Origin of the sequence: Gardnerella sp. KA01000 (assembly GCF_049244035.1) — a bacterium.
Classification (GTDB): Bacteria; Actinomycetota; Actinomycetes; order Actinomycetales; family Bifidobacteriaceae; genus Bifidobacterium; species Bifidobacterium leopoldii.
On the sequence record NZ_CP058367.1, the window covers coordinates 1,169,261 to 1,187,387 of the forward strand.

The following is an 18,127-nucleotide window of genomic DNA, read 5'->3' on the forward strand; positions in this document are numbered from 1 at the left end:
CGACGTTAGCAAAGCATTACTGCAAAGCTACAGACGCAACGTCTGCAGAGCACAGGCGCAAAGCTACAAAACCACTTTTCGCAGAAGCACTGGCGCAAAGCTTCAGGAGGTTTGGGAAAATACGACCCTTAATTTACACGAGCGCAAAGTTTATGCCAGATTCAGGCGCGTAGCCGACCATTACTTTACACGACTGTAAAGTTTCTGCCGCTATTTGGCGAGCAAACGACCGTTACTTTACAACGCTGTAAAATTTATGCCGGATTCGGGTGAGCGAACTCACTGAAGCACGTTTAATTGTGAAGGAAACGAGAAAAATTTTTCGCAAATGGTAATTTTGTCGAAAAATACGATAAAGTAGTCCGGTTGGTATACTTCAACACGTATTGCAACAAACAATTGATTAGGTGGCTAAACATATGACTGATGTGGTGATTGCAAGCGCTGTACGTACGCCTATTGGCAAATTCGGCGGCAGCTTATCTTCGCTTTCCTCAGTTGATTTAGGAACAATCGCAGCAAAAGCAGCAATAGAACGCGCTGGAATTAGCTCACACGACGTGGATCAAGCTATTTTTGGAAACGTATTACAAGCAGGCAGCGGACAAAACGTTGCTCGCCAAATTGCGTTAAAAGCAGGCTTAGATACTTCTAGCTGCGCAATGACAATTAACGAAGTATGCGGATCCGGTTTAAAAGCAGTGCGTTTAGCACAATCCGCAATCGTTATGGGAGATGCGCAAGTTGTTGTTGCAGGCGGCACTGAAAGCATGAGCAACGTACCGTTTTACGCAACTAATTCGCGATTTAGCGGACACAAATACGGGAATTTTGCGCTTATTGACGGTTTGCAACGAGACGGCTTAAACGACGCTTTTACTGGCGACGCAATGGGCGTTACTGCAGAAAATGTTGCAGCAAAATTTGGTATCACTCGCGAAGCACAAGATATTTTTGCACTTAAATCTCACCAAAAAGCTGTTGCCGCTATTAAACGAGGCGATTTTGCTTCTGAAATTGTGCCAGTAACGCTTGCAAACGGAACTGTTATAACTCAAGACGAGCATCCTCGCGAAGATACGTCTTTAGAGCAGTTGTCGAAATTGCGCACGCTTTTTAAAGCATCGGAAGAAACTTCGGGCGCGACTTGCGAAGTTGGCAAGAACGAAATTAGCGAGAACGAAGTTTGCAAGCACGAAGTTTGCAAGCACGAATCGACTGTAACTGCCGGAAACGCAAGCGGAATTAACGACGGAGCTGCAGCTCTAGTGCTTATGAGCAAAGATTACGCGCAAGCGCACGGAATTGAATATCTTGCGCAAATTGTGGGATTCGCAGAAGGCGGAATCGACCCAGATTTAATGGGATATGCTCCAAAACATGTGATGGAACGCATGCTAAATGCGACCGGTAGCAGCGTTGACAACATTGACTTATTCGAAATAAACGAAGCGTTTGCAGCGCAAAGCATTGCCGTTTCGGAGCAACTTTATATTGACGAGTCAAAACTAAACGTACGCGGTGGAGCAATTGCACTCGGTCATCCGCTGGGCGCTAGCGGAGCTAGGATTTTGACGACGCTTATATACGCTTTGCGAGATAGCAATAAGTTAAATGGAGTTGCTGCGCTGTGCGTCGGCGGCGGAATCGGCGTTTCTATGCAAATTAGAATGCGAAACAATCAAGCCAAAATGTAAAACAATAAAGTCAGACTGCAAAACAACTAAGTCAGAATGCGAAGCGATCAGAAGCATTCGTAGTCTACAAATCATGAGGTGATTTCGATGACTGCTTTTCGCGAATTAAGCGTGGAAAATCGCATAAAAACCTTGCAAAATGAGGGCGCAATTAACGATGCTGATGCAACATTTTTGCTTAAACAGTTTGCGGAAAGTTCTGATACTACAATTCCTGCAGACGTTGCAAATCATATGATTGAGCATCAAATTGGAAAGTATACGCTGCCGGTTGGCGTTGTGCGTGGGCTGATTGTGAACGGCGAAATGCGGGACGTGCTGGTTGCAACCGAAGAGCCGTCCGTGATTGCAGCTGCGTGCAATGGGGCGCGGATTGCGGCGGAGACTGACGTTGGATTTGACGCGGCGACTGACGTTGGATACGGAATTATTGCGCGTTCCCCACAATACGTGACTACAGCGCAAATAGCTTTTGAGGACGCAGACGGGAGCGTGGCGGCGCGCTTGAGCAGAATCGTTGAAGATAAAGAAAAGGTTGCAGAGCTGTTGCTCATTGCAAACGAGTCACACCCATCAATGAGTAAAAGGGGTGGCGGCGCGCGAAAATGCCGCGCTTCAGCTTTGCACGGCTTCGCAAAGCTCGAGATTGACGTAGACACATGCGACGCAATGGGCGCCAACACAGTAAACACTATGGGCGAAGCCGTCAAAGCCCAGCTGGAGAGCTGGCTCGGCGTGCAGGCGCTAGTGGCAATACTCACAAACACCAGCCGCGTTGCCACCACAGCAGAAGTGCATATACCGGTTGAAGCACTGGCATCCAGGCGGCTGGAAGACTCTGAGCGAGAGAGCGAAGGAAAACGCCTTGCGCGCCGAATCGCGGCATTGAGCGCGCTTGCCGCCAGCGACCCTGCGCGCGCCGCCACGCACAACAAAGGAATCCTAAACGGAATCGCAGGAGCCGCGCTCGCGTCAGGAAATGATACGCGAGCGCTAGAATCGGCAGCACACGCGTGGGCGGCGCGCTCCGGTCGCTACCTACCACTGTCAAAGTGGAACACCGAAACTTTAAACGGAAAAACCATACTCCATGGCAGTATTGAAATTCCGCTACAGATCGGCATTGTTGGCGGCTCAATCTCATCGCTTCCAATGGCAAAACTCGCGATCAAAATCGGCAATTACAAAAACGCAAACGACTTTAGAAACACGCTTGCCGCGCTCGGTTTGGTACAAAATCTTGCGGCTCTTCGCGCACTAGCAGGCCCTGGAATTCAAGCAGGTCATATGGCATTACAGTCGTCAAACCTAGCAATTGCAGCAGGTGCCAAAGGTGCGGAAATCGCGGAAATCGCGCATGATATTTTGCAACTTAGCCCTGCAGAAAGAACTACAGAAAAAGTTATGCAATTACTTCAAAAGTTACGAGAATCAAGTAAAAATTAAGAAAAATTAAGAAAAATTTAGGAATTTTAGGACAAATGAACACACAAAATACCGAAACATCAGCAACCACAACCTCCGCAACCACTCCCCTTGCCGTCGGCATCGACCGCATCTCCTTCGCAACGCCGCACTATTACCTAAACCTCGAAGAACTGGCGGAACACCGTGGAATCGACCCTAACAAATTCACAATCGGAATCGGTCAAAGCGAACAATCTGTGCCACCAAATCACCAAGACATCGTCACTCTCGCCGCGCAAGCTGCCCTCCCACTGCTACCCCACATCGATAGCAATCGCCTCAAAATGCTAATCGTCGGCACAGAAAGCGGCGTCGACGCAAGTAAATCGAGTGCTCTGTACGTTCAAAATCTGCTAAAACTCACGCCGTGGGTGCGCTCTATTGAAGTAAAAGAAGCTTGCTACGGCGGCACCGCGGCTTTGATGATGGCATGTGACTACGTGCGCGCGCACGCCGAAAAAAATCCGCAAGTGCTTGTTATTGCAGCCGATATTGCGCGCTACGGTCTTGCTACACCTGGCGAAGTAACGCAGGGAGCAGGGGCTGTAGCAATGCTTGTGAGCGCGAATCCGCACGTGCTTAAAATTAACGACGATAGCGTTGTGAAATCCGCTGATATTCAGGACTTTTGGCGACCTGTTTACCAAGACACTGCGCTTGCTCGCGGAAAGTTTTCGACTGAGCAATACATACAATTTTTCTGCGACGTGTGGCAAAAATATTGTGCGCAAAACGGTTGTAATTTCAATGATTTTGCAGGGTTATGCTTCCACTTGCCGTATACGAAAATGGGTTTGAAGGCGCTTAAGGCTGCGATGGATTCTTGCGATAATAGCAACCTAAGCGAGTCGTCGCGCAATCGCTTACTTTCGCGCTATGAAACCAGCACGAAGTACAGCCATCGCGTAGGCAACATCTATACGGGTTCCCTGTATTTGGGATTGCTGTCTTTACTTGAGTTAGACGAATTTACTTGCGAAAATAGTAATCTTACTGCACTTAAAAGCGGCGATAAGATTGGGCTATTTTCTTACGGCTCCGGCGCTGTTGGTGAATTTTTCAGCGGCACGATTGCGCCAGGATTTAGAAATGCGCTGTTTGCGCGCGAGCATGCGGATATGCTTGATTCGCGCGTGCGTTTAAGCGTTGCTGATTACGAGGAGATGTTTGAAAGCGTTGCGCCTTACGCTCCGGAAGATTTCGAAAGCAGCACGTCTTGCCGCGAAGGTGCGAACTTCTTCCTTGACGCAATCACTTCTCAAGAGCGTCATTATTCCGCGCGCTAAAATCGAGCGAGCGCACGTTTTGATCGGATTCTCGCGCGCAACCGACCTTTTCTTTACACCCACGTAAAGTTTCTGCCGTTTTTTGGTGCGTAGGCGGCATAAACTGTGCGCTGCTGTAAAGTTTCTGCCGTTATTCCGCGCACAACCGACCGTTTCTTTACACCGCTGTAAAGTTTCTGCCGCAATTTGCTAATTTCCCGAGCTCGGCGAATTAAAAAAGCCTAAAGCAATTTCACATGCTTTAGGCTTAGTTAATTCGCGGATGAGGCGAGATTCGAACTCGCGGTAGGTTTCCCTACAACGGTTTTCAAGACCGTCTCCTTAGACCGCTCGGACACCCATCCATTTGCGCGCGAAAGCAATCAAATTGCCGCTTTTAACGCACAAGTGGTAAGCATATCATCACGTATAGAACGCAACACACAACACCCAGATTCAAAAAACTTATCAACTAAAAAACAAAGCCCAGGTAATTTCCCGGGCTTTGTAGTTAATTAAACGATTTTTTGAAACAAACGCCGTGTTTGTGCACGAGCAAACTCACGCTTCCCACTTAGTTGGCTCAATGACTTCCTTGCCACCCATATAAGCCTGCATAGCCTTCGGAATATCAATCGAACCATCCTCATGCTGATGATTTTCCAAAATAGCCACAAGCCAGCGAGTAGTAGCCAAAGTGCCGTTAAGCGTACTAACTGGGCGAGTTCCACCATCTTCCATACGTTCACGCACATTCAAGCGGCGAGCCTGATACTCAGTGCAGTTAGAAGTAGAAGTAAGCTCACGGTAACGTCCTTGCGTTGGAACCCAAGCTTCGCAATCAAACTTACGAGCGGCAGAAGAACCAAGGTCACCTGCAGCAGTATCAATAATGCGGTAAGGCACTTCTACCTTAGCAAGCATTTCTTGCTCCATGCCTAGCAACTTCTGATGCTCAGCGCGAGAATCTTCCTGCTTGCAATAAACGAACATCTCAACTTTATCAAACTGATGCACGCGAATAATACCAGAAGTATCCTTTCCGGCAGCACCAGCCTCACGACGGTAGCAGCTCGACCAACCGCAATAACGCAAAGCACCATTGCTTAAATCAAGAATCTCATCCTCATGCATACCAGCCAAAGCAACTTCGGAAGTACCGACCAAATACTGATCATCTGGCTCGCGCAAACGGTAAATCTCGTCCGCATGAGAATTCAAGAAGCCAGTTCCGCGCATTACTTCCGGGCGCACAAGCGTTGGCGTAATCGCAAGCGTAAAACCGTGCTCTTCGGCTTGATCAACAGCCATAGTAAGCATTGCGATTTGCAAGCGAGCCACAGCACCGCGCAAGAAGTAGAAGCGAGATCCTGCAACCTTCACGCCGCGACGCATATCAATTCCAGCAACGCCAGTTCCAAGAGTCAAATGATCCTTTGGCTCGAAACCTTCTGCCGCAAAATCGCGAGGTGTGCCAACCTTCTTAACTACAACATAATCGTCTTCTCCGCCTTCTGGAGCTTCATCTTCAACGATGTTAGAAAGCTTCCACATTGCTGTAGTGTAGTCGGCAGTAGCTTTTTCGGATTCAGCTTTGTACTCTGCAACCTTCGAAGCTAATTCTTTAGTTTCAGCAATAAGCGCAACCTTTTCCTCCGCGCTAGCTGTTGCAACCTTCTTACCAATAGCTTTTTGCTCAGCGCGAGCCTCTTCAAAAGCCTTAAGAGCAGTACGACGCAAGTCATCGTTGTGCAATACTTCATCGACGAGCTCAACGGATTCACCGCGCTTGCGCTGCGATTCCTTAACTACGTCGGCATGTTCACGAATAAATTGGATATCAAGCATGACTCCTAGCCTAGTGCCGCAAGACGACAGATAAGCGCACTATCGACAACATTTATGCAAGGCGGCACGTACAATAAAGCAAATACGCAAAATATTGAGGGAGTAATATGGCAGCAATACATGCTACTACAGAAAATTTTGAGAAGATTGCTTCGACAAATGAAATAGTTGTTGTCGATTTTTGGGCAACGTGGTGCGGTCCATGCAGGTCTTTTGGTCCTATTTTTGAGAAGGTCAGTGAAAAATATCCCGAAATTCCTTTCGTAAAAGTTGATATTGACAAAAGCAACGAGATTGCTGCAGCTGCTCAAATCCAAGCTGTTCCAACAGTAATGGTTATTAAGCGCGGCGAAGTTATTTATAGACAAGCTGGAGCATTACTAGCTTCTGATTTAGAAGATTTGGTTGAACAAGCTAAATCTTACGAATCTAATGATTCTGAATCCTGATTTATAGACTATGCCATGAGATACAATATGTGAGGTTTTGCATATACGTTTTGCACATACATTTTAGTTTTATTACTCTACGTTGCGAGCGTTTGCAAGTATCAATAGAGTAATTGCAGGAATAAGGAGGGTTATGGCCAGTCACCGTAAGCATACTGTTACGCTTGGTTCACTCAGTTTACGACAGTGGGCTAGAGTTAGCGCGGTTATTTTAGGCTTCATTGCTTTGGTGATACTTGGTTTTGCCTCGCGAGATTTTTACACTTCGTCTAAAGGTCACGCTGTTCAGGTTACTTCTTATTCGGCAACCGATTCTTCGCAAGTTTCTCGTAGTGCTAGCCGTCGCATGTTGCATGATAGCGCAACTTCATATGTTAACGTTGTTATAAATGGTCATCATCGTACTATTTTGGGCAATAATTTCACTGATGTAAAATCCGTTCTTGATGCCGGGGATATCACTCTTGAGCCACACGATGTTGTTACTCCATCTCTTACAACTAAAGTTAGCGAATCAACTGTTATTACTATTAATCGTGCAGGCGCAAAATTAGAAAATTCCGACGACCCAATCGCGTTTAACGTCGTTAAAAAGGAAACTGCTGCACTTCCAAAAGGTACTGAGAAGGTGCAAAGTGAAGGCGCTAACGGCGTAATGGAAACAGCAAAAATAGTTACTCGAACTAAGGGAAAAATAGTTTCCTCTAATATTTTTGCTTCTTATGTTAAAAAAGCTCCAAAAGATAAGGTTATTCTTGTTGGAACTGGCGGTTCTTCTGCCGGACTTGGCTTAGCTGCTTCTATCGGCACGACTGTTCCTGCTGGCGAGATGCAACAATGGGCTCACGATTGGCTTATTTCTAACGGTTATAGTGAAGCTGATTTTACTGCAACAGTATTTATTATTTCTCATGAATCTGGCTGGCGCGTAAACGCAATGAATCCTTCTGGAGCTTACGGTTTACCTCAAGCTTTGCCAGGCGGAAAAATGGCTTCTGCCGGAGCTGATTGGGCTACTAACTATCAAACTCAGCTCCGCTGGTTCTGGAATTATTGCAATGGTCGTTATGGCTCCATTCAAGGCGCTTACAATCATTGGCTTTCCTACCACAGCTACTGATTAGAATCAGTCTAGATATTATTGTTTTGCGCAAATTAAGTCTTACAATTTTTCGTTGTAATAGATAAGAGAATAGACTTAAGTCGATTGACTTTTGCCACCTATGCTTAAAAATATGCTTAAGAAAAACTACGTTTAAGAATAAAAAGGATGTTTTATTTTGATGCACTCAACATGGCTGTCTAATAAAAGCCAAAATCTCAGCCATGCGCTAACAGGCGAAGAAGCATACAATAACAATCGTCTTACACGTCCTGCTTTAATTTCTCTTGCTATTCTTACGTTTATTACATTTATTGGCAATTTCGCACAATTACAACTTACTGCAGCATTGCCAACAATAGTTCAAGAATTTGGCATAAGCGTCACAACTGGTCAGTGGCTTACTTCTATTTTCCAGCTGATTATGGCAATTATGGTTCCACTTACAGCATTTTTAACAAGACGCTTTTCTACTCGCCAAATTGTTATTACTTCCATGTCGCTTTTTACTTTTGGATCCGTACTTGCATGGCTTAGTAGCGACTTTATGATGGCACTTGTTGGCAGAACTCTTGAAGCTATTGGCACTGGCGTAATGTGGCCTGTTTTACAAATTACCGTATTCTCCGTCTACCCTGTTACTCGCAGAGGTGTGGCAATGGGAAGCGTTGGCATGGCTATGAGTATTGCTCCAGCAATCGGTCCTACTATTGGCGGTTTGCAAACTGATATTAATGGATGGCGTTCTATTTTCTGCTCTCTTACTATTATCGGAGCGCTATCCGTCGTTTTAGCAGTATTTTTCTTGCATAATTTTGGAGAACATGATCTTAACGCGCATGCTGATTTCTTCTCGGTTGGTCTTTCGGTTATCGGCTTCGGCGGACTCATGTTTGGATTCACTAATATTGAAGGATGCGGAGTTTCCCACCCATTATCTTGGGCTCCTATGATTATTGGTGCTTTTGGAATTGCTTGGTTTGTTATAAGGCAGTTGCGAGCGCAAAAACGCGGTCACACTCCTCTTCTTGGTCTTAATGTGCTTAAAAACCGCTACTTTATGGTAGGTACTATTTGCGCTTGCCTTACATTTTTTGCTTTCAGCTCAATTATGGTGCTTATTCCGCTTTATATTCAGTCTGATCGTGGTTTTTCAGCAACTATGAGCGGCTTAATTCTGCTTCCTGGAGCGTTCGGCATGGCTATTTCGCAGTATTTTGGTGGTCGTATGCTAGATCGCTTTGGAGTGCGCCCAGTTGCTATGGCAGGCTCTATTATTCTGTTTTTTGGCACTGTAATGATGAGTCTTATTGACATGGATACGTGGATTTGGTGGATTTCCATTTGGCAGTTTACTCGCCAAATTGGCATGGGATTCTTGCTTATGCCAATAACTACGTGGTCACTTAATTGTTTGCGTAAGGAAGAGCTTGGCGACGGTTCGGCTGTAACTAATACTATGCGTCAGCTTTGGGGCGCTATTGGAGCACCTGTTTTAGTAGTTACAATGACAGTATTGACAACTCTTCACCATTCTGGCACAGGTCACGCTGCCGATGTTGCTGCTAGTATTTTTGGAGTTCAATGGACTTTGCGCATTAGTGCTATTATTACGGGAATTATGGCTCTTATCGTTATTTTTGGAGTCAAGGGCGAAGGCACAGGTTCTGCTCACAATCTTGCGCGTAGAGCTATTGACCGCATGCGCGTTTTGCATATTCCTCATTCAGCAGAGCATCACGACGTAATGCACGATCACACCCATAATCATTACTAAATGCTTATTAAACGCTTACTAAGTCGCTTTTAAGGATGCTAGACTGAGCAAAATCCTTACTTTGGCAATTTCTGTGCAGAACAGTTATGCAATACGCTTTCCATACTCTGCTTTTCTTCGCGAGTTACAGTTAAACCATATTTATATTTAACAGCTATTTGCCTAGCAACATATTCGCACCTAAAGGTTTTGTTTGAAGGAAGCCAGTAAGCTGCGGACGCGGAACCTTTTTCTTGATTAGCAGCTCCTTCAACCGCGAGTAGATTCATCATATCGTTGCCAAATTTTAATCGTTTTGCACGATTCCATTTCCATGCTCCAGATTCCCACGCATTTTGTAATGCAACAACATGATCTATTTGAATTAAGGCACTAGTTTTTCGCCCACGCACGAAGTTGATATCTTTGCCAGTATACGGATCATGCAACAAGCCGAAACGCACTTGGCAAGATCCTGCGTACTTGTATTTCACATTTTGTAAATCACGCGCTAAAACATCTTCCCTAACGTCACATCCGTTACCGTCATCGTCAGTAGTACGATATCCAAATACTTGACGCTCGTACCCGTAACGATAAGGCTTAGATATACGCAATTTTTTCAATGCTTGCGCAGCTTCTCCGCTTGCTTCATATTCTCCTGTAATCTTCCCAACGTTACTGTTTATTTTAGGAAGCAACAAGCCAATAACAATCCCACATAAAACAGCAAACAACAGCATCCAAAACAGCGCAAGAAACTGCCTCTTGTTACCACGATTACGCATGTTCAGCCCCCAACCCAACTTATGCATATTCTATATTTTTTAAATTAAAGTTAGTTACTGCTCTTAACTCTCATAACAGACGGTATTCTTTGTAAAACAACATCTACAACTTGCTGAATCATAATTACAAGCAAAACCATTGCCATAACAGCATAAACAGTGCTCCATGCTGGAATATTAGCTGGAACTGGATGGATAGTGTGAGAAACCACTAGTGCTGCTACAGAAATGCTAATTAACGATATAGCAAGAACAAGTGCCGACATGCCTCCACTTTTACGAGCCAAACGCATTCTTTGTTGAGAAACTTTATGCATTGAAGTAACCATTCGATTAACGCAATGCTCACCTTGCCTAAATGCAAGTACTTCATCGATACCAAGTTCAATATCACTTACTTCATTCTCAACTTCATGTTGTTCAATGCGCACTTTATTTGCAATATGCTTGGAGCGTATAAGTAAGTATCGAGGAACAATAAACATAATAAACACGCACGAAGCAATAGCTACATAAGACAAATTCGCATCGAAATAGTACAAAACAACCATAAGCGGCACAACTGCAAATATCATTCCAACATTCATGCTGATATGAGCTTTATGCCAACGTTCGTGATGCATATCTACACCTGCAAATGTTGTAACAAGAGTTAATGCACGAACTGCCATACAAGCAACAGCAACAAGCACACACTGTTGCATTACAAAACCAAATATTGGACGTCCTGCAACAGCAAACATTGCTGAAACAATAGCAACAGGAATACATACTGCAGAAACAAGATTGAGAGCAGTACTAAACATTGATATAAAAGCAAAAATAGCACGTTTGAACTTTGAGATTGTTCTCACTTCATAAGTGTAAGCAATACTTGCAATAGAAGAAATATGCTTGTTTTTATTAGGATCTTGCTGAGCTTGCTCAACGTTTTGCGAGTTTCGTGAGTTTTGCGAGTTCTGAGATTCGTTTAATTGATTTAGTTGCGTAATATTTTTAGAACTATCATTAGCAACATGACGATACGATTCTACAGTTGCTATTTCATCAGTTGCGCTAATTCCAGCATCATTTGGCATTAACACTATTACATTCGCATAACGCGCTATGCGACGCAATATTTTAACAATTTCTTCAGCTTCATGATTGCTAATATCACATTGGGAATAATCAAAAACGTACACTTTAGTGTGTCTTAAAATTGCTCTAGCAAGAATAACACGACGCTTTAAATCTTCAGAATTATAGGATGCTTCAGGATTATTAAAAAGTCTATCTATTGGCATATCTAGACCGTCGTAATCGGCATAAACAACGCCATCTATTCGCACAGCTCGCAATGCATCCCACATCGCAGTAGTCGTAGCTGTTGGAGCAGCCAAAAGTAAGTTTTTTCGCAATGTTGTGGAAAATAGATGACTTCGCTCGCTAACTATAGTAACAATATCTGCTAAAGCTGCAGAACTTGCATCATTCAACGACAAGTAAGATGCACTATCGTTTGCGTCAAATACTTCAGAAACTACAAATGGAGAAACGTCGTCTTCATGAATATCATAACGGTCGCTATAAGAAAGCAATATGTCAGCAGATTTGTTAAAACCTGTACCAGAAAGTATTTTCTCACGCATAACATGATGATATTTACTTGGAATAACTTGCAATTCACCAGATTTTGCAATTATCGATAAACGCTGAGCTTCATTAGTATTCGCATTATTTTCCGAAATATTGCATCGCATACGCAAAGCAATATTGGTTGAGCCATCAGGCAAAGATAATGTTGAACCATCGTCACTAAATGCTATTGGAGCAGGAGAATCAGTAACCATTTTTAACAATGCTTCAACATGGTCCAAACCATGAACAGCATGCTTAACTACATGCATATTCTTACCAACAATTCTCAGTGGCTGGACGCTTAACATTAACAAGGGCATTGTTAACAGAGCTGCAGCAAGACCTACACCTTTAACGGAAGATAACCAAACAGTTGCAACAATTGCGAGTCCAGCAATAACATAGGCAAATAACGCACTTACACAACGCCACGATACTGGGCTTAGTGCCAACGAGAATATAAGAGAAGCGACATTAAACAATGCAGCTAATGCGCAAATCCCGGCTATAGCAGGGTTAACTGTAAATAGTGCTGCAGAAACAACCACAGGAACAGGAATAGCTGCAATAATTTGTGGAACTAAAGAAGCAACAAAACTTTGTATTGCAAAAATATCTTCATTTACACGCAAAGAAGTAATGTCATGAGAATCTTCAATATCTACAGAACGTAGAGATAACATTGCGTGCAACATTTTAGGGCGCAAACGCATAGCTATTCGCGACTCAATTTCTGCACAAACAGTACACGACCAGTAAAAAACTGCATATTTCAGCAAAATAATAGCAGCTAAAGCAATAATGTAAGACGTAAATTCAACAGAACTCATTAAAGAAGTTCCAGTAGAACGAACAGGTCTTAATACTGGAGACAACATCCCAACGCAAACGTAGACAAAAGCTATGTTTACAAGATAAGAAATCGCAAGACACGCCGACCTTAAAATAACTAGATGCTTAATTCCTGGCACGAACGCAAAGCAGCGATTTATCATCTCCTGATCCTTTTCTTTATTCCATATTTATTCAAAAACCACACACTCCCAACTGATGTTAAGATTACGCTTCACACACACCATCAACACGCCGGCATCCGCGTAATTATGCTGATTTTAAGCCATTTTGCCAGATATTAGCATTAAGAAAATAAAGTTGTTTCACAACTGTTTCACGCAATATTTAAATAATCAAAAAAATAATTAAAAATACCATTCTTAATTCTATTCTCGATAATTTTTAATGCAATTTTTCACAATCGCAAAATTATCTCAATACGGCACCAATAGAAGAACGCAATTTTAAGCCAGCAGGTATTTGCCCAACTCCATGAGACATATCTGGGAATGCTGGCTCAGGCCCATGATTCATTAATCTCAAAGCTTCACGCACTGCCAACGACCCTAATTGCTGCATATCGAGACTCACAGTTGTAAGAGGTGGGAAAAAATCACTTATTGCCGGAATATCGCCGAAACCAACAACACTAATATCACTCGGAATTTTCAAACCGTGCTCATACAAGGAACGCACAACTCCTACTGCCTGCTCATCGCTTGAAGCAACAATAACAGTCGGCAATGCAATGCCATCTATGCCAAATTTCTCAATCATATGATTCATTCGCGCGTAACTTTCAGAAGACTTCCACGAAGTACATTGCACAATATGCGAATGAATACCTTGAGCAGTTGAAAGTGAACGCCATGCAATGAGTCGCGTTGCAGCACCTCTCCATTGCGAAGGACCTGCTATATAAATGGCATTTCGATGTCCATAATGCGCAATAAGTGACACAATATCGTTCATTGCGCGAGATTGATTAATACCAATCATTGAATACTCAACGTTGCTATGAGAACGCAACATATTCATGCCTTCATGCGCGCTTATTGCACCATGAGTAGCAGTAACGCATACGCACGGCTTAAGAATACGCGTACGACACAGTGACGTAAATATTGCATCTGTTGGAGCGTCAATTATTAATCCGTCGACATTTTGCTCTTCAAAACTCTCGCATAAATCTTGAATATCACTTTGTTCACATAATGTTTCGTTGACCATGCTAATAGAAAGAAAAAGACCACGAGATTTTGCTTGCGCTTCTATAGGAGCAATAATGTTTCGAGATGTTCTATTTTCTGCACCAACGATAAGCCCTAAAGTACGCGATTTCTTAGTTGCTAATGCGCGTGCTGAATTACTCGGATAATACCCAAGCTGCTCAATAACTCGCAGAACTTTAATTCGCGTGCTAGCAGAAACATCAGGAGAATTATTAATAACGCGAGAAACAGTTTGATGACTTACACCAGCAGCGTGCGCAACATCGATCATTGACACGCGTTTTGCTTCATTTTTTGCCATATGCACCCTCGCTTATAAATGCCAAGACAATCTGTGCAAATCGCTAGGACCTACTTTTTTAATGGCATTGCGATGAGCTAAAGAACCGTAACCCTTATTACTTGCCCAATCGTAGGCTGCATATTGCGGATTTTTAGCAAGAGATACCATAAGATTATCCCTAGTAACTTTTGCCAAAACTGCAGCTGCAGCTACGCTCGCACACTGCCTGTCTGCTTTTACTAAAGTATGAACTTTTACAGGCTCATGAACGTAAGGAGCGTCAAAAGTATTTGCGACTTTGTCAATATAATCGCAAGGTCCATCCAATATTGCGGCAATACGAAAGTTTGAATTCGCACGCGTATCCGCATTTACGCTAAAACTTAACTTTTTAATATCTTCTTCAACTTTAGAAATTGCTTTTAACGCAGCGACACCAAGCGCATAGCTAATACCCCACTCATCAATTTCTGTGTTAGTGCAAGACCCGACTGCCCAAGTTGTACACCATTTTTGCAACGGTTCATAAAGCTCTTCTCGACGCTTTTCACTAAGCAATTTAGAATCAGCTAAGCCTTCAGGCATATAGTTTTCTTTTACTTGTTTAATTCCAATAACTGCAGCTCCTACCATCACAGGACCTGCAAGAGAGCCTCTTCCTACTTCGTCAAGACCAATCACCCAATCATAGCCTTCGCAAAGCAGATCTTGCTCATATTTAAACGATGGAATAAGCGGTATATTGGATGATTTATTTGGCATAATTGAAATCAGTTGATATAAGTCGCGCTAATATAATTTCGTTAATACTCATTGCGCTAATACTTTTATTTTGCAGGACGATCAGGCACATTGTTAAAATCATCATGGTGTTCGTCTAAAAGACCAATTCGATCAAGCGGCCACGATCTAAACACAGCAACGCCCTCGATTTTGGAAATCGGAACTAAACCGTCATCGCCATCATTGCGATGATATCGTGAATCCGCAGAATTAGAACGATTATCGCCCAAAACAAACACGTGACCAGCTTTAACTTTTACTTTAAATGGAAAAGCACTCGGGTCAACACCAGGACGAATATAGGAAGATTCTCGTATTGGAACACCGTTCACAACAATAGGCTGCCCAGCGCCTTTACATTCAACAGTATCTCCAGGCAAACCAATAAGACGCTTAATTAAATCCTTGCCAACAGCACCGGAAGAATTTTCACCACTCAACCAATGTGCAGGATCCTCAAAAACAACAATATCTCCACGTTTTAATGGGAATAAGCGCGGAGTTAGCTTAGTCGTAATAACATAATCGCCAATATGAATAGTATCTAGCATAGAGCCAGAAGGAATTGTGTAAGCTCCAAATAGGAACACACGAATAAGTATCACTACTAATACTGGAATACCGAACCATGTTATAGCATCGCGCAAAGTTAGGCGGTCATTTTTAGCACGCTTAGAATGTGCAAAATGCTTACCTTTTCTATTTTTGCGCTTAAACATGCGAGAGCCGGAAGGTAAATCTCCTTCCGGCTCTGGTGGAACCGGTGAAGGATCTATACCATGACCCGCTACTGAAACGATATGAGTATCGCTAATTTGCGTGTCATCAGTCATAACAAATACCCTTCACATAAGTTCCATTTTACTTAGCAGAGTTATCGCGACGCTCGGCAATACGAGCAGCCTTACCACGCAAAGCGCGCAAGTAGTAAAGCTTAGCGCGACGAACGCGACCGCTACGAACCAGCTTAATCGAATCGATAGCTGGAGAATGAAGTGGGAAACGACGCTCAACACCAGTGCCGAAGCTCACCTTACGAACAACGAAAGTTTCACGCACGCCAGCACCCTTACGAGCAATCACAACGCCGGTGAAAGTCTGAATACGAGTGTTGTTGCCTTCCTGAATCTTAACGTTGACATCAACGGTATCGCCAGGACGGAAAGCTGGAATTTCTTCAGCAGCCTTAAGATGCTTAGCATCAAATGCTTCTACAGCATTTACCATAATATTCCTCCATCGCCGCCGCATATCGACGCATAGTAAGCGTTAGCAACAAATGTGCTACGCAATTCTTTCCCCAAAAAGTTCGCTTTTTAGGGGGCTTCCGATCCGCGCAATCTTAAATAAGAAGCGACTAGACCTAAAAGATAAAAGAACTATGCGGCATCCCTTTATCGAAAGCATACAAATACCAAATTATGCTCAATAATGGACATTATTGAGCATAATTCCGCACTATTCCGCACTATTTCAGCGCACAACTCCATCGAGAGGAGCAGTTTCAACTGTACGAGTCAACTCGTCATCATCAGCGTCATAATCAAACAACTCGCCGTAACGACCCCAGCTAATTGCAATATCAAACTGCTGACGTGCCAAAGCATCCGTGTGCTTACTGCGCAACAAATCCAAAATCAGCTCGCCACGAAGCTTTCCGTTACGATTCCTACTCAAAGCTTGATCAATTGCGTGCACAAGAGGTGCATGTTCAATCGCAAGACGAGCAAAAACTTGCTTACTGTGCAAAATATCGGCATTATGCCACTCTTCACCCTCAGAAGTAATAGTAATATGACCGTTTTCTGCAGTAAGTAAATTAAGCATCGTGCCCGCATCGACAAGTGGGAACAAATCATCAATCTCAAACGACAAATCAGCTGCCAAATCAGCCAAATCAATGCCATCTGGGTTTTCAGAAATCACGTCAAGCAAACCAGCCATACCACCTGGTGTAGCGTTTGGAAGCAAATGAACAGCCACAGGCTCTGCCTTTGCCTCACCTGCTTCAGCTTCATCCTCACTTTGCTTATCTTCATCTTCATCGTCATGGTGGCGCTGAATAAGCATATCTGCAATTGCTGCAGCTTCGTTATCTTCAGCATCTTCATTAGTTGCATTATTTGCTTGATCTTGAGAATCAGCATCTTCGGAAGCGTCTTGCTCTGCAGCGCTTTCTGGAGCAGAACCAGTCAAAATAGCATACAGATTATCAACCATCGCTTCAAATTCAGCACTGTGCTTATCTCGAGGACGAGGCAAATCAACATTCACATCAGCAATTAAGTGACCTGGATGAGATCCAAGAACCACAACGCGATCAGCCATTTGCACAGCTTCTTCAATATTGTGCGTCACAATAAGCACAGACTTAATATCTCGCTCCTCGCTAGACCACAGCTTAAGAACTTCCTGACGCAAGTTTTCTGCAGTAAGCACATCGAGAGCAGAGAATGGCTCGTCCATAAACAATGCATCCGGTCGTAGCACCAACGCGCGCGCAATACCAACTCGCTGACGCATACCGCCGGAAAGTTCCTTAGGATATGCTGTTTCAAAGCCGTCCAAACCGATTGCGTCAATTGCAGCTAAAGCAAGCTCAGTACGCTTTTCTTTACTAACGCCTCTAGCGCGCAAACCAAGTTCCACATTGTCTTGTACTGTAAGCCACGGCATAAGAGCGAAGGTTTGAAATACGATTGCAACCCCTGGGTTTGGGCCTGTCAGCTCGCGTCCGCGATATGTTACTGTGCCTTCTGTTGGCTGCACAAGACCAGCCATTGTGCGTAGGAAAGTTGATTTTCCAGCACCAGAACGTCCTAATATTGCTACGATTTCACCTTCGCGAAGGGTGAAAGAAATATCGTGCAAAACGTGCTGAGTAGTGCCACTGTCAGAAGTGAAGCTTTGACTGATGTGCTTTGCGTCGATAATATCGCTTGTAATTGAGGATTGCACTTTTTTTGCATTGCTCTTTAAAGTATTCATAATTTTGCCAATCTT

At 43.7% G+C, this 18,127-nt stretch carries 14 protein-coding genes and 1 tRNA gene; 6 read left to right on the forward strand and 9 right to left on the reverse strand.

Annotation, left to right across the window (positions count from 1 at the left end; translation table 11 throughout):
* The first annotated feature begins 419 nt into the window (after positions 1-419).
* The 3 genes from HXT58_RS04370 to HXT58_RS04380 all read left to right on the forward strand — a co-directional run bounded on the left by HXT58_RS04370 (position 420) and on the right by HXT58_RS04380 (position 4,450).
* On the forward strand, positions 420-1,697 hold the full coding sequence (locus HXT58_RS04370; protein ID WP_415705841.1) for an acetyl-CoA C-acyltransferase: 1,278 nt from the start codon (positions 420-422) through the stop codon (positions 1,695-1,697).
* 87 nt (positions 1,698-1,784) lie between these two features.
* Positions 1,785-3,143, forward strand: coding sequence for a hydroxymethylglutaryl-CoA reductase, degradative (locus HXT58_RS04375; RefSeq protein ID WP_415705840.1), 1,359 nt, complete (start codon positions 1,785-1,787; stop codon positions 3,141-3,143).
* Between the two features lie 35 nt (positions 3,144-3,178).
* Positions 3,179-4,450 (forward strand): hydroxymethylglutaryl-CoA synthase, encoded by a 1,272-nt coding sequence (locus HXT58_RS04380; RefSeq protein WP_415705838.1) that lies wholly within the window; start codon positions 3,179-3,181, stop codon positions 4,448-4,450.
* 259 nt (positions 4,451-4,709) lie between these two features.
* On the opposite strand, the gene HXT58_RS04385 is transcribed toward HXT58_RS04380, so the two are convergent.
* Positions 4,710-4,794, reverse strand: a tRNA-Ser gene (locus HXT58_RS04385).
* 196 nt (positions 4,795-4,990) lie between these two features.
* Entirely contained in the window at positions 4,991-6,277 is a 1,287-nt protein-coding gene (gene serS / locus HXT58_RS04390) for a serine--tRNA ligase (RefSeq protein ID WP_004574030.1), read from the reverse strand.
* Positions 6,278-6,384: 107 nt separating this feature from the next.
* On the opposite strand from serS, the gene trxA reads away from it, so the two are divergent.
* The 3 genes from trxA (at position 6,385) to HXT58_RS04405 (ending at position 9,605) form a co-directional block, all read left to right on the forward strand.
* Positions 6,385-6,726, forward strand: coding sequence for a thioredoxin (trxA, locus tag HXT58_RS04395; protein ID WP_004110313.1), 342 nt, complete (start codon positions 6,385-6,387; stop codon positions 6,724-6,726).
* 133 nt (positions 6,727-6,859) lie between these two features.
* Positions 6,860-7,846 (forward strand): G5 domain-containing protein, encoded by a 987-nt coding sequence (locus HXT58_RS04400; protein WP_004574031.1) that lies wholly within the window; start codon positions 6,860-6,862, stop codon positions 7,844-7,846.
* Positions 7,847-8,009: 163 nt separating this feature from the next.
* A complete protein-coding gene (locus HXT58_RS04405) occupies positions 8,010-9,605 on the forward strand; it encodes an MDR family MFS transporter (RefSeq protein ID WP_410295667.1) in 1,596 nt (531 codons plus the stop codon).
* A 56-nt stretch (positions 9,606-9,661) separates the two neighbouring features.
* On the opposite strand, the gene HXT58_RS04410 is transcribed toward HXT58_RS04405, so the two are convergent.
* The 7 genes from HXT58_RS04410 to HXT58_RS04440 all read right to left on the reverse strand — a co-directional run bounded on the left by HXT58_RS04410 (position 9,662) and on the right by HXT58_RS04440 (position 18,112).
* Positions 9,662-10,372 carry a GmrSD restriction endonuclease domain-containing protein gene (locus tag HXT58_RS04410; protein ID WP_174164399.1) on the reverse strand — a complete coding sequence of 237 codons (711 nt, stop codon included), beginning with the start codon at positions 10,370-10,372 and terminating at the stop codon, positions 9,662-9,664.
* A gap of 50 nt (positions 10,373-10,422) precedes the next feature.
* Positions 10,423-12,987 (reverse strand): ABC transporter, encoded by a 2,565-nt coding sequence (locus HXT58_RS04415; protein WP_415705836.1) that lies wholly within the window; start codon positions 12,985-12,987, stop codon positions 10,423-10,425.
* 268 nt (positions 12,988-13,255) lie between these two features.
* The gene (locus HXT58_RS04420) at positions 13,256-14,359 is read right to left on the reverse strand and encodes a LacI family DNA-binding transcriptional regulator (protein ID WP_004105321.1); all 1,104 of its coding nucleotides are present in this window, start codon (positions 14,357-14,359) and stop codon (positions 13,256-13,258) included.
* Positions 14,360-14,371: 12 nt separating this feature from the next.
* Complete coding sequence (locus HXT58_RS04425) at positions 14,372-15,103, reverse strand: ribonuclease HII (protein ID WP_064340299.1); 732 nt, start codon at positions 15,101-15,103, stop codon at positions 14,372-14,374.
* Positions 15,104-15,168: 65 nt separating this feature from the next.
* Positions 15,169-15,957: a signal peptidase I gene (lepB, locus tag HXT58_RS04430; protein ID WP_004105326.1), complete on the reverse strand. Its 789-nt coding sequence runs from the start codon at positions 15,955-15,957 to the stop codon at positions 15,169-15,171.
* Positions 15,958-15,985: 28 nt separating this feature from the next.
* Positions 15,986-16,351, reverse strand: a complete 366-nt coding sequence (rplS, locus tag HXT58_RS04435; RefSeq protein WP_004105329.1) for a 50S ribosomal protein L19 — start codon at positions 16,349-16,351, stop codon at positions 15,986-15,988.
* A 246-nt stretch (positions 16,352-16,597) separates the two neighbouring features.
* Positions 16,598-18,112, reverse strand: coding sequence for a nitrate/sulfonate/bicarbonate ABC transporter ATP-binding protein (locus tag HXT58_RS04440; RefSeq protein WP_032842404.1), 1,515 nt, complete (start codon positions 18,110-18,112; stop codon positions 16,598-16,600).
* Between the last annotated feature and the right edge of the window lie 15 nt (positions 18,113-18,127).